This is a genomic window from Nocardia beijingensis NBRC 16342, from assembly GCF_001612785.1.
In the GTDB taxonomy this organism is placed as follows: domain Bacteria; phylum Actinomycetota; class Actinomycetes; order Mycobacteriales; family Mycobacteriaceae; genus Nocardia; species Nocardia beijingensis.
Genome location: NZ_BDBC01000057.1, coordinates 29,226 through 47,686, shown reverse-complemented (window position 1 = coordinate 47,686; position 18,461 = coordinate 29,226). Strand labels below are relative to the sequence as shown.

Below are 18,461 nucleotides of genomic sequence, written 5' to 3'. Positions count from 1 at the left end.
TGAGAAGGCGATACCGCTCCGGTCACCGGCGGCGCGCGCGGCGAAGTCGGCCGGCCCGCATTCGAGCTCCGCGCTGGTACCCGAGAAACCCACGGCCGCAGGTGGATTCATCCGCCATGAAACATCGAATCCATCCGGTGTTCGACGCCGCCGATGCCGTGGGGAATCTTGCTGTGGATGCCCGCGCCGGGATGGTCGCTCGGCCGGTGCCGGGGACAGGCTGTCGGCACGAACCCGCCGCCGTGGTGCACCTGGGGCTGCCCGGCGCCGAGGACATCGAGTTGGTCGTCGGCGCAAGCCCGGCGCACGGCCGCCGCAGCTGGAACCCGGTACCGCTCAGCGGGTGCCGTGCCCCTGGCAGGCGGTCAGGGCGGTGTTCTTCGTGGCGTTGAATCGGTCGATCGCCGCGTTCAGAGTGTCGGTGTCGGCGCGGCGGGCGAGTGTGTCGGCCAGGGCGTTGGTGTCGTCGCGGTAGGCGCGCAGCGGGGTGGCGACCACGGAGGGCACGTCTCTGGTCACGCTCTGGTCCACCGAGTGCGCGTTGTTCCGCAGCGTGGTGACCGCGGTGTCGGCTTTGCCGTTCGTATCGGGATCGCCGCGGCCCTTCGTGTTGCTGGCATCGATGTAGTCGTTGAACGCCCGCACGGAGCTGCCGTTCGCGGACAAGAAGGCGTCACAGGCCGATCCGGTGGCGCGTTCGGCGACGGCGGCCCGTGACGACGAGGCGGCGGCCGAGGATGAGGTGACCTCCGAGGCGTACGCGGCCAGGTCGGTCCGGTCGACCTCCGCCGTGCCGGAGATCTGCTGTGCGCAAGCGCCGATGGTCAGCGCGCCCGCCGCGGTGACCGTCGCGGCCGCCAGCAGGCCCGCGCGTTCGAGTCGTCGCATGGTCGGCCCCTCACTCCCCTCGCAAGTCCGGCCGGGACGGAGAACGGAGCCGGACGATCCGACCGTACGTCGCGCGGGCTCGCCGCGCGGGTCCGCGCCGATATCGATGGACAACCGATATCGGCGCGGGGCCACGGGTCAGCTCTAGCCGAGCATGGTCCGCATCTGCGTGATCTCGGCCCGCTGAGCGGCGATGATCCGCTCGGCGAGCGCCTTGGCGTCCGGGTTCTCACCCTCGGCCAGTTCGGTCTCCGCCATGGTGATCGCGCCCGTGTGGTGCTCGATCATCATGGTCAGCCACTGGCGGTCGAAGTCGGGACCCGATGCCGCGCTCAGCGCCGCCATCTGTTCGGCGGACATCATGCCGGGCATTTCGTGGCCGCCGTGCCCCTCGGTCGCGGTCGGCGCCGGTTGGCCGAAGCTCTGCAGAAGGGTGGTGATCTGCTGCATCTCCGGCGCCTGTGCTTGCTCGATCTGTGTGGCGAGCGCCCGCAACTGCTGGTTGTCGGTATGGCTGGGCACCAGCCGCGCCATCTCGACGGCCTGGGCGTGATGCGGATACATCATCTGCAGGAACATCACGTCGGCGTCGTTGTGCTCGGCGTCGTTGTGCTCGGCGTGGGCGGGCGTGGTCGTGACGGCCGATGCGGTGGTCGATGGACCGTGCTCGGTGGTGTGTCCGGTATCGGCGTCGCCGCATCCGGCGAGGCTCACCGCGGCCACCACGGCGAGCGCGATTGCCGATCGGGTGCGAGAGATGAACATGGGATCGCTCCTTGCGAAGTGCGGAAGTCTGAGGATGGAGTGGACAGCGCCGCCACCGTGGTTCGGACACACGGCGGCGGTGGACCTGTCAGATCCGCAGAATCGCCAGTTCGGCCAAGGTGAGCACAGTCCATGGCGGCGGTCGTTCGCGCCGCGCCCGCCAGTGCCGCGGCCGCGCCGCGCCGCCACCAGGGCGATCGACCGCCAACCGGCTGAGCAGCACCAACGCGGCCGAAGCGATCGCGGCGACCAAGATGAACACACAGCCGTGCAGTGCGCTGTGCCCGCCGTCGCATCCGCAGTCCGCGCAGCGGGAGATCCTCGCCGCGACGGTCAGCCCGACGGCCCGCGCAAGAGACGAATCGCCGGACGCGGCCACCGGCGCGCCGGAGCGGTTGTCGCGGTGCACCCGATCCTGCGGCGGGAGCGGGTTGTGGCCGGACGTGGCGTCGTGCGTTGCCGAGGGTGGGTTGTGCGGTGGAAGTTGGTCGCGGACGGTCGCAGCGTCGGCCGTGGGTGGTGGGTCGTGCGGTGAGAGCGCGTTGTGGGCGGTGGCGACGTCGTCCGTGGGTGGTAGTGGGTCGCGGGCGGTCGCAGCGTCGGCCGTGGATGGTGGGTTGTGCGGTGAGAGCGCGTTGTGGGCGGTGGCGACGTCGTCCGTGGGTGGTAGTAGGTCGCGGGCGATCGCGGCGTCGGCCGTGGGTGGTGGGTCGTGCGGGGGGAGGGGGTCGGGGGCGGTCGCGGCGCCGTCCGTATGTGGTGGATCGTGCGGCGGAAGCGGGGCGGGGGCGCTCGCGGTGCCGTCCGTGGGCGGAGGTGTCGCGTGACGATGAGGTGAGCCGGACGCATGCCCGGCGGCTGTCGCGGCGATAGTTCGTCCGCCGGACGCCGCTACGGAAGTGGACGTGGGGGCGGTATGTGCGCCTGCCGCGTGGCCGGAAAGCCCGAAGACCGCGGAGTGCATCGCGACGACCCCCGCGAGCAACGCCAGCACCCCGATGAGCCGGGCGAGCCCGGCGGCGGGAAGTACACGGCGTTCGACCACGAGCGCCCAGTCTAGCTGCTGCCGGGATACCCGTTGGTGGTACCGGTATCTAGTCGGCGATATCGACGACCAACCGGGTCGGGTTGGACAGGGTGGTGACGGTGAAGGCGGGCCGGTCGGACTGCACGCCGATGAACGACTGCGTCACGCCCTCGAAGACCGTGGTCCGGTAGACGCCCGCGATGCCGGGGACCGCGGGATCGACGGCAGGGTCGGGGCCCTCGTACGGCGTCACGCCACTGTCGAAGGGGTATGCCGAGCCGAGGATGCGTACTTCCAGGATCGATCGGCCCGCCACGTCCACGGGATTGCCACTGGCGTCCTGTACCGCCCGGTCGGTGTAGCGGACGATCCAGCCAGGCGTGCCGACCCCGCCCAACTCGTAGACCACGCGATCGAAGCCGGGCTGACGTCCCAAGCGGACGTCGGTCACCGTGAGCGCGGCGTCGCCGGAAGGCTTGCCCTCCTTCGGTGCGGCGTCTCCGGGGGCGGGCGCCTGCGCGACCTCCGCGGGCGTAGCGGTGGTCGGCGCGGCCGGAAGACCCGGTGCCGACTCCACGTCCCCACAGCCCGCGAGCAGTGCCGTCGCGGCCGCGACCATGAGCACCATCCTGTTGCGCATGGCCCGATGCTACTCAGCGGAAGGCCGCGAACGGCGTAACCGGAGAGCGTTGCGGGGCATTCGCCAAAGTTCCTCGGGGTGCCATGCGCGCGTGGGCGGGAACGGTGCGCCTCGAGTGATCGGCTGTCCAGGCCGGTCAATCGCCAAGTGATTGCCATGGCACGTGAAAGTCCTGCCGTAGCAAGTGGAGTGATCACCGGCGGGGATCGCACCCGTCGAGAGCGAGGGGATCGGCGCTTCAGCCGAATACCGTGTCCCTCTGCGAGTCAAAGGCTTCGGTGGAGCCGGGGTGTTGCCCCCCGTGTCCGCGCCACTCCGGCGCATGGAGCGCACCAGGCTGCGGCGGAACCCGTGCTTACCGGGCAGGTCTCCGGGGACGCCGAGCGGGTCGATCGAACCTTTCGATGCGCTCCGGAAATCCGGAAGCGCGGTCGCACGACCGGTGCCGCACTTCCGCCGTCGAATATCTGTGACCTCGGTTGTCGAACTCGAAATCATTCTTCCCCGCCGTCGCCGAGGTCGTTCGATTCGCCCGCGGAACCCCTTGTCGCGCGGCACTTTCGCGCACGGCCGACCGGGCCCGGAATTCGGCGAGATCGATAGGGCGGGGTGGCCGCGAGCATTCGGCAACGATCTAGCACACTTGAGGTGTGGGAAATGTCGAGGACGTACTTGGCCGATTGCGGCGGTATCCGGACGTGGAGGCGCTGAACCTCTACGCCGTGGACGCCGCTGACCGGCTGATCCTCGACGTCGCGGCCGACGCCCTCGCGACTGCCGATAGCGGGAAAGTAGCCATCATCGGTGACGCTTATGGCGCACTGACCCTCGGCGCCATCGTGGGGCACGATCTGCGCGACGTCCGGGTGCACCAGGACCTGCTCACCGGCGAACTCGCCCTCGCCAACAACGCCCGTGCGGCGGGCTTGTCGGATCGCTACACGGCGCATCCGCTCGGCCCTGGATTGCTGCGGGATGCCCGGGTGGTGCTGCTTCGCCTGCCCCGGATGCTGGCCGGGCTGGTCGAGATCGCCGACGCCATCGCGCGCTACGCGGATCCGGCGGTGCAGGTGTTCGCGGGCGGCCGGGACAAGTACCTGACCAAGTCGATGAACGACGTTCTGGCCCAATCGTTCTCCGACGTGCGCGCCAGCCGCGGCAGGCAGAAGTCGCGGACCCTGCTGGTGGCGGGACCGAAACCCGTCGCCGATCGGCCGTTCCCGGTGCGCGATCGGCTGGAGGAACTCGGTCTCGACGTGGTCGCGCACGGCGCCGCGTTCTCCGGGGCGCGCCTGGACATCGGCACCAGGTTCCTGCTCGAACATCTGAAACTGATGAAGCCGGACGCGCGCGACGCCATCGATCTCGGCTGCGGCACCGGCATCCTCGCCGTCGCGCTGGCCACGGCGCGGCCGGGCATCAAGGTGATCGCCACCGATCAATCAGCCGCCGCGGTCGCCTCGGCGCGGGCCACCACCGAGGCGAACGGCGTCGCCGACCGGGTGTGCGTGGTGCGCGACGACGCCATGTCCTCGGCCGCGGACAACAGCGCGGATCTCGTCCTGTGCAATCCGCCGTTCCATATCGGCGCGGCGGTGCACACCGGATCGGCCATCAAGATGTTCGCCGAGACCGGGCGGGTGCTGCGGCCGGGCGGTGAGCTGTGGACCGTCTACAACTCGCATCTGAACTATCGAGCCGTGGTCGAACGAATGGTGGGCCGGACCGACGTGATGGGGCGCAACCGGAAATTCACCGTCACTCGGTCGGTGCGTGGTCTGCACGACCCGCGCGAACGGTAGAGTCCGATTTGTCCGGGTCTGTGCGACTCCCCGGGAACTCGCGACGGATGACAAACGTTGGACATGGCAGTTGGATATCGAGTGAACCAACTCGATGAACAGCGGCAACGACTCCAGAAAGGGACGCCGTTCACATGCGTACCACGAGCAATCCGGTTTTCAGGAACCTGCCAAGGCAGGAGGGCGGTGGATACGCCAGCTTCGGTTCCGGCGTGACCTCCGCGGGCCAGTTCGGCAACCAGTACGGCCAGTATCCGCAGCAGTACGGTCAGTATCCGCAGCCCTACCAGCAGGCTCCCCCCACCACCCGGTCGATGACCATCGACGACGTGGTGACGAAGACGGGCATCACCCTCGCGGTGCTCGCGCTGTCCGCGATCGTCTCCTACGGTCTCACCAACGCGAACACCTCGCTCGCGCCGCTGTTCGTGATCGGCGGCGGCCTGGTCGGCCTGGTGCTCGTGCTGATCGCCACCTTCGCGAACAAGATGGACAACCCGGCCATCGTGCTGTCCTACGCCGTGGCCGAGGGCCTTTTCCTCGGCGCGCTGTCGTTCATGTTCACCAACATCGAGTTCGGCGGGGTCGGCGGTAGCGCGCTGATCGGCCAGGCGGTGCTCGGCACCTTCGGTGTCTTCGCGGGCATGCTGGTGGTCTACAAGACCGGCGCCATCCGCGTGACGCCGCGATTCACCAGGATCATCGTCGGCGCCATGATCGGCATCCTGGTCCTGATGCTGGGCAACCTGGTCGCCAGCTTCTTCATCGACGGCGGCCTCGGCCTGCGTGACGGCGGCCCGCTGGCGATCGTGTTCAGCCTGGTGGTCATCGCCATCGCCGCGTTCAGCTTCCTGCTCGACTTCGACGCCGCCGATCAGCTGATCCGCGCGCAGGCTCCGGAGCGGGCGGCCTGGGGAGTCGCCCTCGGCCTCACCGTCACCCTGGTCTGGCTGTACGTCGAGATCCTGCGACTGCTGAGCTACTTCCAGAACGACTAGCCATACGACAAAGGGCGGTCGCCGGACATCCGGCGACCGCCCTTTCGTGTGTGGGTCAGCTCAGACGCTCGATGACCATCGCCATGCCCTGGCCGCCACCGACGCACATGGTCTCCAGACCGAACTGCTTGTCGTGGGTCTGCAGGTTGTTGATCAGCGTGGTGGTGATGCGGGCGCCGGTCATGCCGAACGGGTGGCCCAGCGCGATCGCGCCGCCGGAGACGTTCAGCTTGTCCTCATCGATCTTCAGCTCCCGCGCCGAGCCGAGCACCTGCACCGCGAACGCTTCGTTGATCTCGACGAGGTCGATGTCGTCGATGGTCTTGCCCGCCAGCGCCAGCGCGCGCTTGCACGCCTCGATCGGGCCCAGGCCCATGATCTCCGGCGACAGGCCGGACACGCCGGTGGACACGATCCGCGCCAGCGGCGTCAGCCCGAGTTCCTTGGCCTTGGTGTCGCTCATGATGACCAGCGCGGCGGCGCCGTCGTTGAGCGGACAACAGTTGCCCGCCGTGACGGTGCCGTCCGGGCGGAACACCGGCTTCAGCGCCGAGACCGCCTCGTAGGTGACCCCGGCGCGGGGGCCGTCGTCCTTGCTGACCACGGTGCCATCCGGCAGCGTCACCGGGGTGATCTCCCGCTCGAAGAAGCCGTTCTTGATCGCCTCCTCGGCGCGGTTCTGCGAGCGCACGCCCCAGCGGTCCTGGTCCTCGCGGGTGATGCCGGTGGAGGTCGCCACGTTCTCGGCGGTCTGGCCCATTGCGATGTAGACGTCGGGGATCAGGCCGTCCTCACGCGGGTCGTGCCAGATGCCCGAGCCGCCCTCCGCGGTCTTCGCGGTGCGCGCCTGTGCCTCGGCGAACAGCGGGTTCTGCGTGTTGGGCCAGCTGTCGGCCGAACCGTTCACATACCGCGACACGGTCTCCACACCCGCGGAGACGAACACATCGCCCTCGCCCGCCTTGATCGCGTGGAAGGCCATCCGGGTGGACTGCAGCGACGACGCGCAGTAGCGGTGCACGGTGGTGCCGGGCACGAAGTCGTAGCCGAGCTGGACGGCGACGACGCGGGCGATGTTGAAGCCCTGCTCACCGCCCGGCGAGCCGCAGCCCAGGATCAGGTCGTCGATCTGGGCGGGGTCCAGGGCAGGCACCTTGTCGAGCGCTGCCCGCACAATCTGCGTGGTCAGATCGTCGGGCCGCATATCGACCAGCGAACCCTTGCGGGCACGGCCGATCGGGGAGCGTGCGGTCGAAACGATGACGGCCTCAGGCATGAGGACTCCTTGGGTCGGACGGTTCTGGCGAACCCTTGTTACTCGCGGGTTCTTACCGAATCTACGTCTCGTCGCCGAGTACCGGAAGCGCCCGTCCCGCCCAGTGCTTCCAGCAGTACCGGGAGCAATTGCGCTGCGGCCAGTTCGTAGCCAGCGGCCGACGGGTGGAAACCGTCGGCGGCGAACAACCGCTCCGGCGCGGCGCGGAACTCGGGCGCGAGCAGGGAGCCCATGCGCACCGGGTGCCCTCCCGCGACTGTCGTCGCCACATGCTGCGCCCTGGCCAGCCGCACGCTCCAGTTCTGCACCACGGTGCGCAGCGGCTGCGGGATTGCCGCGACGGTGCCGAGATTCGGGCAGGTGCCGACCACCACCACCGCTTCGGCGCGGCGTAAGCGGGCCACCGCGGCGGCGAGCCTGCGCGCGGAGGCGCGGATCGAGTGCTTCTTGGTGACGTCGTTGGCGCCGACGAGGATGACCGCGGCATCCGGCGGCGGACCCGCGACGAACATCGCGTCCACCTGTCCGGCCAGGCCCTTGGAGGTGGCGCCGGAGATCGCCTTGGTGCTCAGGCGGATGCGCTGCCCGGTCGCCTCGGCGAGCCCTCGGGCCAGGCGCACCCCCGGTACCTCGTCGGCTGTGGTGCAGCCGAGGCCCGCCGCGGTGGAATCGCCGAAGATCATCAGATGCAGATCGGCGTGCTTGCCGGCACGCCACGGCTCCGGCCGCGCGCAGCCCACGGTGTAGATGCCGTCGGCTTCCGGCGGCTTCGAGGTGTCCCGGCCGATCATTCCGCGCGCCACGCCCGCCTGCGCCATGAGCAGGCGATAGGTCGCCCACCAAGCGGTCCCCGCGCCGGAGCCGGCGAGCACGGCCGCGGCGCCGGTCAGCGCGGCCGTGCGCCAGCGAAACTGAGGTGCGCTCACGCCAGGGATTTTACGAAAATCCGCCGAGTCGACCAGTATCGCAAGAAGCGGGCAGCGCCCGGGCGTTCAGCCGTCGTCGTGGCCGGTGCGCTGTCGCGCAGCCGTCCGGCCGCTCGGGCCGAACGCATCAGCATGGGGGCACAGTCGGGTGCTATCGGGCTCTCAGGGGCGTACCCGGCGGGCTCCTCCCAGGAACGAGCATCCGATGCCATGCACCCGCGGGTCTCGCGGGGGTGGCCGTGCGACCCGAGCACGGGCATCGGTCAGCCCGGAACCACGAACGCGCCGCGCGCCGGGATGCTCGCCGCGTCGGTGGAGATGGTGACCTCGACCAGGCCGGGGCCGGTGTCCTGGAACAGCGCGTACTGGATGCTGCCGTAGATGCCGGTGACCACGATGTTGTCGTAGCTGCCCGTCGCGCCGGTGGTGACGTTGCGCCACGCCACGGTGGTGCGGACCTCGCACAGCGGCGCCAGCGGGTAGGAACCCGGCCCGATGCCGTTCACGGGGAGCGCGCGAACGTTGAGAATGGCGCGTCCAGGCCATTCCGGGCCGGTGTCGGCCCAGGTGCGGATGCTGGTCCAGCACAGACCGCCGCGCGCGAGGGTCGGCACTTGAGGGAATTCGACGGTGGCCGCCTCCGCGTGCGCGCCGGATCCGACCACTAGGGCCACCGCGGATCCGGCCAGAACCGTTGCGGCGCGGGCGATGTTCGGCTGCCTCATGGCAGCGATCCTAAGGCGGCGGGCGCCGGTTCGCCGGTAGTCCCGGCCCGCTGCACGTGGCGTGCGCGAACTCACAGTTAGTGCGTCTGGAACTATGGGGTCCATGCGCATCGCGGATCATGTCGTGGATCTCATCGGCAATACGCCGCTGGTCCGATTGAACTCGGTCGTCGGACCGAACGCGGGGCTGGTCGCGGCCAAGATCGAATACCTCAACCCCGGCGGCAGCTCGAAGGATCGGATCGCGGTGAAGATGATCGACGCCGCCGAGCGGTCGGGGAAGCTGCGGCCCGGCGGCACCATCGTCGAGCCCACTTCCGGCAACACCGGCGTCGGCCTCGCCCTTGTCGCGCAGCAGCGCGGCTACAAGTGCGTGTTCGTCTGCCCGGACAAGGTCAGCGAGGACAAGCGCAACGTGCTGCGCGCCTACGGCGCCGACGTGGTGGTCTGCCCGACCGCCGTGCCGCCGGACCACCCGAACAGCTACTACAGCGTCTCCGACCGCCTGGTCCGCGAGATCGACGGCGCGTGGAAGCCGGATCAGTACTCCAACCCGGGCGGCCCGGAAAGCCACTACGAGACCACCGGCCCGGAGATCTGGCGCGACACCGACGGCAAGGTCACCCACTTCGTGGCAGGCGTCGGCACCGGCGGCACCATCACCGGCACCGGCCGCTACCTCAAGGAGGTCTCCGACGGGAAGGTGCGGATCATCGGCGCCGACCCGGAGGGTTCGGTGTACTCCGGCGGCACCGGGCGGCCTTACCTGGTCGAGGGCGTCGGCGAGGACTTCTGGCCGTCGGCCTACGACCCCGCCGTGCCGGACGAGATCATCGCGGTCTCCGACGCGGATTCCTTCGAGATGACCCGCAGGCTGGCCCGCGAGGAGGGCCTGCTGGTCGGCGGCTCGTGCGGCATGGCGGTCGTCGCGGCCGTCGAGGTGGCGCGGCGCGATCCGGACGCCGTGGTCGTGGTGCTGCTGCCCGACGGCGGACGCGGCTACCTGTCGAAGATCTTCAACGACGAGTGGATGAGCTCCTACGGCTTCCTGCGCGAACGGCTGGACGGCACGGTGGAACCGCTCGTGGGCGACGTGCTGCGCGGCAAGTCCGGCGAGCTGCCCGACCTGGTGCACACCCACCCGTCGGAGACGCTGCGCGACGCCATCGAGATCCTGCGCGAGTACGGCGTCTCCCAGATGCCCGTGGTCGGCGCCGAGCCGCCGGTCATGGCGGGTGAGGTGGCGGGCAGCGTGTCCGAGCGCGACCTGCTGTCGGCGGTCTTCGAGGGCAGGGCGAATCTGACCGACTCGGTGGCCCAGCACATGAGCCCGTCGTTCCCGCTGATCGGTTCCGGCGAGCCGATCTCCGCCGCGACGAAGGCGCTCTCGGACACCGACGCGCTGATGGTCGTCGAGGACGGCAAGCCCGTCGGCGTGATCACCCGCCACGACCTGCTCGGCTTCCTCAGCACGGGCAACATCGGGAAGTAGCCGGGGCCGGTTCGAGTAACCGCTCCTCGGAGCCGGCTCGCCGTGCCGCACGGATCGGTGCGGCGAGTCCCGGCCGCACGCCTACGCGGGTCTCCTGCCGCGAACCGTCTCCCGCACGCCGCCGGTGATCAGGTCGGTCCATTCGTCGGCCAGCAGCGCCAGCCGGTACCAGGCGGCGTGCACCCTGGTGTCGGACACTTTCTCCGCGGTGTGCAGCAGGTGGCTGGCGTGGACGTGGGCGGCGGCCATGCGGTCGACCGTGGCGCCGATGGACTCGCTGCGCAGATGGTCGTTCGCCCGTCTGCGCGGCAGTTGGTCGACCACCCACGCATCGATCGCGGCCACCAGTTCGGCGCGGCGGCAATCTATTCCGGCGGCGGCCAGCGGATCGCGGTGGCGCTGCCGGTGCAGCGCGGCCAGTGTCATCGCCCAGCCGATCAGGGGGTGGTCTTCGGCCGACTCGCTCGGGTGCCCGCCGAAAGCGGCGACCAGTTCTCGCTGATCCGGCAGCGGCCGGGTGACGCCGTGCGAGCGCCGCGGCAGATGGTCACGCACGAACATGGCCGGCTCCCAGTGCATTCGGAACAAACCGCCGTGCGCTGCGGTCGATCGGCGAACTGTGCATCGTGCACCTCCGATAGTGTGGTGGTGGAGGCATCGCCCCAATGCCGGGTCCCCTTGAATGATGCGCGCTTTCGCTGGCCTACCGGTGACACCCACATGGCACTTGAATGACAAGACGTAACAATGCGCTAGCCGCCGGTTCCCCACTCCGGTGAGAAGTTTCTTCGCGCAGGCGGTCTCGGGTGTGCGGACGTTTCCGGGTGCGCGGGAGTCAGCCGGGGAGGATCTGGTGGGTCATCGCGAAGACGGCCGCGCCCGCTCGGGTGTGGTGGCCGGTTTTGGCGCGGATCTCGGCCAGATGGTGGGTGACGGCGCGTTCGGGCAGCAGCAGTTCGGCGGCGATCTCGCGGCCGCAGCGGCCGCGGGCGCGCAGCCGGAGGACGTCGGTCTCGGCTTCGGACAGGCCGTGGGCGGCGTGGGCGGAGGGAGGGGCGTCGTCCGCGGCGGCCCGGACGACGGCGGCACAGGCGTCGCCGTCCAGGCGGCCCGCCGCGACCTCGGCCGCCAGCTGGGCAGCGGCTTCCTCGGGCCCGGCGGGGGGACGATAAGGCCGCGCTTCGGTGCAGGCCGCGAAAACCTCTGCGGCCGCGAGTAGTCGGGCGCCGGGTGCGGTATCGCGTTCGCCCCGCGGATAGCCGCTGTCGTCGAGTCGTTCGTGGTGCCCCGCCGTGAGATCGGCCAGCGGCGTAAGTCCAGGGCAGCGCCGCAGGATGCGATCGGTCCAAAAACGACGCAGCCGAACCCGTTTCCACTCCCACGACCCGAGCGGACCGCGTCGGTCCCAGACCGCGCTCGACACCGCGGCCCGGCCGAGGTCGTGCAGCAGGGCGGCGGCGCGCAGGGCCGCCCGTTCCCCGGCGGGCACGCCCATCCGGACCGCCGCAGCATCGGCGAGCCCGGCCACGTGCGCCGAATGCCCGAGCAGGTAACGCCCTTTCAAGTCGACGAACATGGCCAGCGCCGACCCGGGCCGATCCACGTGCGCGGACGGAAACGAAGACGGCGTGCCCGGCTCCGCGGCGAGGACGGCGGCCAGCAGGTCGGGGACGTCGAGCACCGCCCGGATGGCATCGGCGTCGCACACGGCGACCAGATCGGGATCGAGATGTCCGCCGGCCCGTCGCCGCAACTCGTCGACAACGACGTCCAGCCGTCTCGCCACGGCGCCGGGAGCGAATCGTGCCCGGTCGTGCGATACGGCCGCGTCCACCGGCTGCGCGTCGCGGTGGCCGGGGACGGTCGCGCGTTCCTCGCCGACCAGGTCGAGCGCGAGCACCGCCTGTTCGGCCACGTGCAGGATCCGGCCCGCGAGCGAGATGGATTCCCCGCGCAGCCGGTTCGGCGCGCCCAGTCCGTCCCAGCGTTCCTCCACCTCGGTCAAGGCGCGAACGGCCGGGTCCGGCAGCCCCAGGTGCGACCCGAGCGCCGTGACGACCTCGCTCGACGAGCGCAGCGCCTGTGGGGCGCCGGACCGCATCCGGGCGACGAACCGATTGCGCAGCGCCGACTGGGCTGCGGGCGCCCAGCCGCCGAACCGGCGCAGCTGCTCGGTGAAGACGACGGAATCGCCCGGATCGAGCACATGACAGGTGCGCTGGAAGGCGATGTCGTCGGCATACGCCTGCGCGTTCTCCGAAGCGCTGCCGGTGCAGCCGAGGCCGCCGAGCAGCGCGGCGCAGAACACCGCACGGCGCTCGGCTTCCGGCAGTCCGATCCGCTCGGCAAGGCCGGTGGCGACCAGGCAGGCGGCCAGCCCTTTCTCGAACGGCATCCCGGTGGCGAGATCGGTGGTCAGCGACAGTGCCGCGAGGATCTCGGCGGCGCGGATCGACGACATGCACCGACAGTAGTGTCCGTGCGGACCTCGCGCAGGACCGAACCTTGTTCCGGGAGACCGTGATTCGCACCGCTACCGGGCCGGCGTCCATCCGGCTACAGGACGGCGGTCCGGCTCCGAGAGGGCGGATTCGAGGGAATGCGATCGGCGAACGGCATCCGGCAATCCATCCGCACTCTTCTCACCGAGTACCGCTCGGTGCCTCGGCGCGATGCGGGGCCGCGCTACGCGGCCGCGGTTGTCAGCGGAAAGCGTTCGCGTCGGTCAAGGCCCGGCCGAGCACGAGCTGGTGCACCTCCGCGGTGCCTTCGTAGGTGAGCACCGACTCCAGATTGTTCGCGTGGCGCAGCACCGGGTAGTCCAGCGTGATGCCGTTGGCGCCCAGGATGGTCCGGCACTCGCGGGCGATGGCGATGGCCTCGCGCGTGCTGTTCAGCTTGCCCGCGCTCACCTGCTCCGGCGTGACCACGCCGCGATCCTTCAGCCGCCCGATGTGCAGCGCGAGCAGCTGGCCCTTGCCGAACTCCAGCGCCATGTCGGCCAGCTTCGCCTGGGTGAGCTGAGAGGCGGCCAGCGGCTTGTCGAACACCTCGCGCGTCCTGGCGTACTCGATGGTGGCCGCGAGGCATTCCCGCGCGGCGCCGAGCGCGCCGAAGACGATGCCGAAGCGCGCCTCGCTCAGGCAGGCCAGCGGCGCGCCCAGTCCGCGCGAGCCGGGCAGCAGCGCGTCGGCGGGCAGTCGGACGTCGTCGAGATCCAGTTCCGCGGTGACCGACGCGCGCAGCGACAGTTTGCGGTGCATCTCCCGCGCCGTGAACCCCGGCGTTCCGGCGGGGACCAGGAACCCACGGATCATCTGCTTGCCTTCGTCCTCGGTCTGCGCCCAGACCACCGCGACATCGCTCACCGAGCCGTTGGTGATCCACATCTTCGAGCCGCTCAGCACCCAATCGGCGCCGTCGCGCTTGGCCCTGGTGCGCATGCCGCCCGGGTTCGAGCCGAAGTCGGGTTCGGTCAGCCCGAAACAGCCGATGGCGCGGCCCGCGGCCAGTTCGGGCAGCCACTGCTGCTTCTGTTCCTCCGAGCCGTATTTATGGATGGCGGTCATCGCCAGCGAACCCTGGACCGAGACCATGCTGCGGATACCGGAGTCGACCGCCTCCAGCTCCTGGCAGGCCAGGCCGTAGGTGGTCGCCGACATGCCTGCGCAGCCGTACCCCTCCAGATGCATGCCGAGCAATCCCAGCGCGCCCAGCTCCGGGGCGAGTTCACGGGCCGGGAAGGTGCCCGCCTCGAACCACTCCGCGACATGCGGGCGAAGTCGCTGAGCCGCGAAGGTGGCGACGGTGTCCCGGATCTCGCGCTCCTCGTCGGACAGCAACGCGTCGGTGGCGAACAGTTCTTCCACAGTGACCATGGACTCAGCCTAAAGGGGCGGCGAAAGAGTGAGACCGAACTCACGCCCGTCGCCTCGCCGCAAGATTTCCGCGCTGCTCGTGCCATCGGCGTAATTCGATCGACATCAGAGGCGCGATCCCGTTGTGCCCACACCATTGTCCGGATTCGCCCGATTCGCCTGCGCACGCGGCCGCGGTATGCACACACCGGGAAGTTGCCCGGGAATCGCCCCGGATAGGCTGACCCCATGAGCGAGCTGGGATTCTCCACACGGGCCGTGCACGCCGGGTATGAACCCGATCCGCAGACCGGCGCGGTGAATGTGCCCATCTACGCGAGTTCGACGTTCGCCCAGGACGGCGTGGGCGGGTTGCGCGGCGGTTTCGAGTACGCCCGCACCGGCAACCCGACGCGGTCGGTGCTGGAGGCGAACCTCGCCGCGCTGGAATCGGGCCGCTACGGCCGGGCGTTCGCGTCCGGCATGGCCGCGACCGACTGTGCGCTGCGGGCCACGCTGCGTCCCGGCGATCACATCGTGATCCCCGACGACGCCTACGGCGGCACCTTCCGGCTGATCGACAAGGTCTTCAGCCAGTGGGGCATCGAGCACTCGCCCGCGCACGTCTTCAACGTGGACGAGATGCGCGCCGCGATCCGGCCGAACACCAAGCTGGTGTGGATCGAAACCCCGACCAACCCGCTGCTGAGCATCGGCGACATTCCCGCGCTGGCCGACGTCGCGCACGCGGCGGGTGCGAAGCTCGTCGTCGACAACACCTTCGCGACGCCCTACCTGCAGCAGCCGCTGCTGCTCGGCGCCGACATCGTGGTGCACTCCACCACCAAGTACCTCGGCGGCCACTCCGACGTCATCGGCGGCGCGCTGATCACCGACGACCCGGAACTCGACGCGGCATTCGCGTTCCTGCAGAACGGCGCGGGCGCGGTGCCGGGACCGTTCGACGCGTTCCTCACGCTGCGCGGCGCCAAGACCCTCGCCCTGCGGATGGACCGGCACTGCGACAACGCCGAGACCATCGCGGAGTTCCTGTCCGGGCATCCGTCGATCTCCCAGGTGATCTACCCCGGCCTGCCGGAGCATCCCGGCCATGCCGTCGCGGCCAAGCAGATGCGGCGCTTCGGCGGGATGATCTCGGTGCGTCTCGGCGGCGACGTGGAGGCGGCGCGCAAGTTCTGCGCCAAGACCGAGGTGTTCACCCTGGCCGAGTCGCTGGGCGGCATCGAGTCGCTGATCGAGCATCCGGCCGCGATGACGCACGCCTCCACCGAGGGCTCCGAGCTGGAAGTTCCGGCGGATCTGGTGCGGCTCTCGGTCGGCATCGAGGATGTGAGCGACCTGCTTGCGGACATCGAGCAGGCATTGAGCTAGGTTCACGGACATGAGGAAGCGGCCGCACCCGATGATCGGGCGCGGCCGCTCGTGTCCGCGGGGGTATCGGCCCGCCGTGGCGGCACGGCCGAGAGCATCAGCTGTGGTAGGGCTCGGCGCTGAGCAGGGTGACCTTCATCGTGTTCCCGTTGGGCAGGGTGTATTCCCTGGTCTCGCCCACCTTGGCGTCGATGAGCGCGCCGCCCAGCGGGGAGTTCGGCGAGTACGTCTCCAGCTTGGAATCGCGGAGACCCTCCTCGCGGGTGGCGATCAGGAAGGTCTCGGTGTCCGTCTCGTCGCCGTCGTAGTAGACCTTGACGACCGACCCGGGAAGCGCGACGCCGGACTTGGTCGGCGCGACGCCGACCTTGGCGTTGTTCAGCAGCTCCTGCAGCTGGCGAATGCGCGCCTCCTGCTGACCCTGCTCCTCGCGCGCGGCGTGGTACCCGCCGTTCTCCTTGAGGTCGCCCTCTTCCCGGCGTTCGTTGATCTCGGCGGCGATGACCGGACGGTTGGCGATGAGCGCGTCGAGTTCGCTCTTGAGCCTGTCGTGCGACTCCGGGGTCAGCCAGGTCACTTGCGTCTCAGTCATCTCGATCACTCCCTAGTAGTTGTTCCCGGCAGGCCGGGATTCCCTGAGCACCGGCGTGTACCCACCCGAAAGCGGGCACGCGCCAGTCGACGGCTAGAGCGATCCTGGGAAGTTCATCGAACCCCGACAGGCCCTGGTCTCGGGCAAGCTCGCTAGCCCGGACCCTCAGCGCTGGCCGCCAATGCAGCAAACACGGCTCCGAGCTTCGGAACCGTGTATCACGCCATTTTAGCATGATTCACAAATGTGCAGGTCGGAGTTGATTTCGCGGCCAAATCGCGGGTTTATGCGCGGAAATCAGCCAACTCGCAGATAGCTGGGTACCCGATCGCTGCACGCGTACACACTGCCCGACACCGGGCGCGCGGAGGAGCGCACGACGGTGGTCAACTCGACCGTCCCGCTGCTCGACGGCTCGATCAGCACCTCCCGGCGGCCGAGTTCGGAGCCGTCGCGAGCCATCGCCCGCACGAAACACACCACCGGCTGCTGCGGGTCGGCCCTGGTGACCTTCAGCCGGATGGTCATGGTCGAGTCGTCGACGACGACGTAGCCGAGCTGCTCGGCCTCGATGTCCTCCGGCCCGTACTTCTGGTAACCCAGGTAGGCCACGCCGAGCCCGGCGAGCACCACCAGCGCGCCGAGCACCGGCACGATCCAGCGGCGCGGCTTGCGCGGCCCGCCGCCGTAGCGGTCGGCCGGTGGACCGCTCGGAGCCGCCGCCTTCGCGTCACCGCCGCTGTCCGGCGCTGGCTGGCTCATGGTGGTCGCTCCCGGGGGGTACGTCGGAACAAAAGTGGGTCGAATGGAACTATAGGTAACGAAGCCCCGACACCCGCGACCGAGAGCGACGGAGAACGAGACGTGAGTGGCCTTCGCCTCATGGCGGTGCACGCCCACCCAGACGACGAATCCAGCAAGGGTGCCGCGACGACCGCCCGTTACGCCGACGAAGGACACGACGTCCTCGTCGTGACGCTGACCGGCGGAGAGCGCGGAAGCATCCTGAACCCGGCCATGGACACGCCCGGCGTGCTGGAGCGGATCCACGAGATCCGCCGCAAGGAGATGGCCGCCGCCGCCCGTGCGCTCGGCGTGCGCCAGCACTGGCTCGGTTTCGTCGACTCCGGCCTGCCCGAGGGCGACCCGCTGCCGCCGCTGCCGGAGGGCAGCTTCGCGCTGGTTCCGCTGGAGGAGGCCACCGAGGCCCTGGTGCGCGTGGTGCGCGAGTTCAAGCCGCACGTGATGACCACCTACGACGAGACCGGCGGCTACCCGCACCCCGACCACATCCGCTGCCACGAGGTGTCGATGGCGGCGTTCGATGCGGCGGGAGACCCCGAGCGGTTCCCCGACGCGGGTGAGCCGTGGACGCCGCTCAAGCTGTACTACGACCACGGCTTCAGCATGAAGCGGATGGAGATCTTCGCCGCGGAGTACGAGCGGCTCGGCGAACCCTTCCCGCTGCAGGAGTGGCTGGACCGGATGCGCAAGTACGCCGCCGAGCGCGGCGACGTGTTCTCCCGGATCACCACGCAGATCGACTGCGCCAAGTACTTCCCGCAGCGCGACGACGCCTTGCGCGCGCACGCGACGCAGATCGATCCGAACGGCGCGTTCTTCGCCATTCCGATGGAGATGCAGCAGCGGTTGTGGCCGACCGAGGAGTTCGAGCTGGCCAAGACCCGGGTGCGTACCGAGCTGCCGGAGACCGACCTGTTCGCAGGCATCGAGGACGAGCGGTCGTGACGCTGGTCCTGCTCGCCCAGACACCCGGAACGCCGACCGGCCCCGAGTTCGGCAAGGCGTCGCCGCTCGGCCTGGTCATCATCCTGGTCCTGCTCGCCGGCACCTTCCTGCTGATCCGGTCGATGAACCGGCACATCAAGGGCCTGCCCGCCACCTTCGAGCCCGAGCATCCGGAACCGGACCAAGAGGCCGACGAGGGCACCGAACACGGCATCACCCGGCGCGCCGAGGAGCCGAAGGGTGCCGACCCGGAAGGCCGAGCCGGCCCCGGCTGACCCGAAACACCCCGCTGACCTGCTCGTTGTTACCTTTCCGCTCGCTCTCTCGTCAAT

At 69.7% G+C, this 18,461-nt stretch carries 18 protein-coding genes; 6 read left to right on the top strand and 12 right to left on the bottom strand.

The genetic code is table 11. The features are described from left to right. Positions 1 to 336: 336 nt before the first annotated feature. From NB3_RS27985 to NB3_RS27970, 4 genes are all read right to left on the bottom strand, one after another. On the bottom strand, positions 337 to 888 hold the full coding sequence (locus NB3_RS27985; RefSeq protein ID WP_067809332.1) for an Rv2240c family protein: 552 nt from the start codon (positions 886 to 888) through the stop codon (positions 337 to 339). A 144-nt stretch (positions 889 to 1,032) separates the two neighbouring features. Next, complete coding sequence (locus NB3_RS27980; RefSeq protein ID WP_067809330.1) at positions 1,033 to 1,653, bottom strand: DUF305 domain-containing protein; 621 nt, start codon at positions 1,651 to 1,653, stop codon at positions 1,033 to 1,035. Positions 1,654 to 1,741: 88 nt separating this feature from the next. Next, positions 1,742 to 2,698 (bottom strand): hypothetical protein, encoded by a 957-nt coding sequence (locus tag NB3_RS35305; RefSeq protein WP_157112048.1) that lies wholly within the window; start codon positions 2,696 to 2,698, stop codon positions 1,742 to 1,744. A gap of 49 nt (positions 2,699 to 2,747) precedes the next feature. Then, a complete protein-coding gene (locus NB3_RS27970; protein WP_067809327.1) occupies positions 2,748 to 3,320 on the bottom strand; it encodes an AMIN-like domain-containing (lipo)protein in 573 nt (190 codons plus the stop codon). Positions 3,321 to 3,970: 650 nt separating this feature from the next. Between NB3_RS27970 and NB3_RS27965 the strand changes: the two genes are divergently transcribed. After that, complete coding sequence (locus NB3_RS27965; RefSeq protein ID WP_067809326.1) at positions 3,971 to 5,122, top strand: class I SAM-dependent methyltransferase; 1,152 nt, start codon at positions 3,971 to 3,973, stop codon at positions 5,120 to 5,122. Between the two features lie 134 nt (positions 5,123 to 5,256). Continuing rightward, positions 5,257 to 6,120, top strand: a complete 864-nt coding sequence (locus NB3_RS27960; protein ID WP_067809325.1) for a Bax inhibitor-1/YccA family protein — start codon at positions 5,257 to 5,259, stop codon at positions 6,118 to 6,120. Between the two features lie 55 nt (positions 6,121 to 6,175). Here NB3_RS27960 and NB3_RS27955 read toward each other — a convergent pair whose 3' ends face one another. The 3 genes from NB3_RS27955 to NB3_RS27945 all read right to left on the bottom strand — a co-directional run bounded on the left by NB3_RS27955 (position 6,176) and on the right by NB3_RS27945 (position 9,047). Beyond that, positions 6,176 to 7,396 (bottom strand): acetyl-CoA C-acetyltransferase, encoded by a 1,221-nt coding sequence (locus NB3_RS27955; RefSeq protein WP_067809324.1) that lies wholly within the window; start codon positions 7,394 to 7,396, stop codon positions 6,176 to 6,178. Between the two features lie 38 nt (positions 7,397 to 7,434). Continuing rightward, positions 7,435 to 8,322: an SGNH/GDSL hydrolase family protein gene (locus tag NB3_RS27950; RefSeq protein WP_067809322.1), complete on the bottom strand. Its 888-nt coding sequence runs from the start codon at positions 8,320 to 8,322 to the stop codon at positions 7,435 to 7,437. A gap of 263 nt (positions 8,323 to 8,585) precedes the next feature. Beyond that, complete coding sequence (locus tag NB3_RS27945) at positions 8,586 to 9,047, bottom strand: hypothetical protein (RefSeq protein ID WP_067809320.1); 462 nt, start codon at positions 9,045 to 9,047, stop codon at positions 8,586 to 8,588. 103 nt (positions 9,048 to 9,150) lie between these two features. On the opposite strand from NB3_RS27945, the gene NB3_RS27940 reads away from it, so the two are divergent. Continuing rightward, positions 9,151 to 10,539 carry a cystathionine beta-synthase gene (locus tag NB3_RS27940; protein WP_067809318.1) on the top strand — a complete coding sequence of 463 codons (1,389 nt, stop codon included), beginning with the start codon at positions 9,151 to 9,153 and terminating at the stop codon, positions 10,537 to 10,539. Between the two features lie 81 nt (positions 10,540 to 10,620). Here NB3_RS27940 and NB3_RS27935 read toward each other — a convergent pair whose 3' ends face one another. The 3 genes from NB3_RS27935 to NB3_RS27925 all read right to left on the bottom strand — a co-directional run bounded on the left by NB3_RS27935 (position 10,621) and on the right by NB3_RS27925 (position 14,417). Continuing rightward, entirely contained in the window at positions 10,621 to 11,100 is a 480-nt protein-coding gene (locus tag NB3_RS27935) for a DUF4254 domain-containing protein (RefSeq protein WP_067809372.1), read from the bottom strand. A gap of 274 nt (positions 11,101 to 11,374) precedes the next feature. Beyond that, the gene (locus NB3_RS27930; protein ID WP_067809316.1) at positions 11,375 to 13,000 is read right to left on the bottom strand and encodes an HD domain-containing phosphohydrolase; all 1,626 of its coding nucleotides are present in this window, start codon (positions 12,998 to 13,000) and stop codon (positions 11,375 to 11,377) included. Between the two features lie 241 nt (positions 13,001 to 13,241). After that, on the bottom strand, positions 13,242 to 14,417 hold the full coding sequence (locus NB3_RS27925; RefSeq protein WP_067809314.1) for an acyl-CoA dehydrogenase family protein: 1,176 nt from the start codon (positions 14,415 to 14,417) through the stop codon (positions 13,242 to 13,244). 228 nt (positions 14,418 to 14,645) lie between these two features. Between NB3_RS27925 and NB3_RS27920 the strand changes: the two genes are divergently transcribed. Next, the gene (locus NB3_RS27920; protein WP_067809313.1) at positions 14,646 to 15,788 is read left to right on the top strand and encodes a cystathionine gamma-synthase; all 1,143 of its coding nucleotides are present in this window, start codon (positions 14,646 to 14,648) and stop codon (positions 15,786 to 15,788) included. Positions 15,789 to 15,885: 97 nt separating this feature from the next. On the opposite strand, the gene greA is transcribed toward NB3_RS27920, so the two are convergent. Both greA and NB3_RS27910 read right to left on the bottom strand, forming a co-directional pair. Further along, complete coding sequence (greA, locus tag NB3_RS27915) at positions 15,886 to 16,380, bottom strand: transcription elongation factor GreA (protein ID WP_028477722.1); 495 nt, start codon at positions 16,378 to 16,380, stop codon at positions 15,886 to 15,888. Positions 16,381 to 16,677: 297 nt separating this feature from the next. Beyond that, positions 16,678 to 17,142, bottom strand: coding sequence for a DUF4307 domain-containing protein (locus NB3_RS27910; RefSeq protein ID WP_067809370.1), 465 nt, complete (start codon positions 17,140 to 17,142; stop codon positions 16,678 to 16,680). A 102-nt stretch (positions 17,143 to 17,244) separates the two neighbouring features. On the opposite strand from NB3_RS27910, the gene mca reads away from it, so the two are divergent. Together mca and NB3_RS27900 are read left to right on the top strand one after the other, a co-directional pair. After that, the gene (gene mca / locus NB3_RS27905) at positions 17,245 to 18,129 is read left to right on the top strand and encodes a mycothiol conjugate amidase Mca (RefSeq protein ID WP_244892117.1); all 885 of its coding nucleotides are present in this window, start codon (positions 17,245 to 17,247) and stop codon (positions 18,127 to 18,129) included. Further along, positions 18,126 to 18,404: a hypothetical protein gene (locus NB3_RS27900; protein ID WP_067809312.1), complete on the top strand. Its 279-nt coding sequence runs from the start codon at positions 18,126 to 18,128 to the stop codon at positions 18,402 to 18,404. Before mca ends, NB3_RS27900 begins: the two co-directional genes overlap by 4 nt. Positions 18,405 to 18,461 lie beyond the last annotated feature (57 nt).

What these genes read in the sequence shown, in the direction of transcription:
- NB3_RS27910 (WP_067809370.1), bottom strand. Translation starts at nt 17,142, where the DNA reads ATGAGCCAGCCAGCGCCGGACAGCGGCGGTGACGCGAAGGCGGCGGCT.
- NB3_RS27940 (WP_067809318.1), top strand. Translation starts at nt 9,151, where the DNA reads ATGCGCATCGCGGATCATGTCGTGGATCTCATCGGCAATACGCCGCTG.
- NB3_RS27935 (WP_067809372.1), bottom strand. Translation starts at nt 11,100, where the DNA reads ATGTTCGTGCGTGACCATCTGCCGCGGCGCTCGCACGGCGTCACCCGG.
- greA (WP_028477722.1), bottom strand. Translation starts at nt 16,380, where the DNA reads ATGACTGAGACGCAAGTGACCTGGCTGACCCCGGAGTCGCACGACAGG.
- NB3_RS27980 (WP_067809330.1), bottom strand. Translation starts at nt 1,653, where the DNA reads ATGTTCATCTCTCGCACCCGATCGGCAATCGCGCTCGCCGTGGTGGCC.
- NB3_RS27925 (WP_067809314.1), bottom strand. Translation starts at nt 14,417, where the DNA reads ATGGTCACTGTGGAAGAACTGTTCGCCACCGACGCGTTGCTGTCCGAC.
- NB3_RS27955 (WP_067809324.1), bottom strand. Translation starts at nt 7,396, where the DNA reads ATGCCTGAGGCCGTCATCGTTTCGACCGCACGCTCCCCGATCGGCCGT.
- NB3_RS27920 (WP_067809313.1), top strand. Translation starts at nt 14,646, where the DNA reads ATGAGCGAGCTGGGATTCTCCACACGGGCCGTGCACGCCGGGTATGAA.
- NB3_RS27930 (WP_067809316.1), bottom strand. Translation starts at nt 13,000, where the DNA reads ATGTCGTCGATCCGCGCCGCCGAGATCCTCGCGGCACTGTCGCTGACC.
- NB3_RS27985 (WP_067809332.1), bottom strand. Translation starts at nt 888, where the DNA reads ATGCGACGACTCGAACGCGCGGGCCTGCTGGCGGCCGCGACGGTCACC.
- NB3_RS27970 (WP_067809327.1), bottom strand. Translation starts at nt 3,320, where the DNA reads ATGCGCAACAGGATGGTGCTCATGGTCGCGGCCGCGACGGCACTGCTC.
- NB3_RS27960 (WP_067809325.1), top strand. Translation starts at nt 5,257, where the DNA reads ATGCGTACCACGAGCAATCCGGTTTTCAGGAACCTGCCAAGGCAGGAG.
- NB3_RS27945 (WP_067809320.1), bottom strand. Translation starts at nt 9,047, where the DNA reads ATGAGGCAGCCGAACATCGCCCGCGCCGCAACGGTTCTGGCCGGATCC.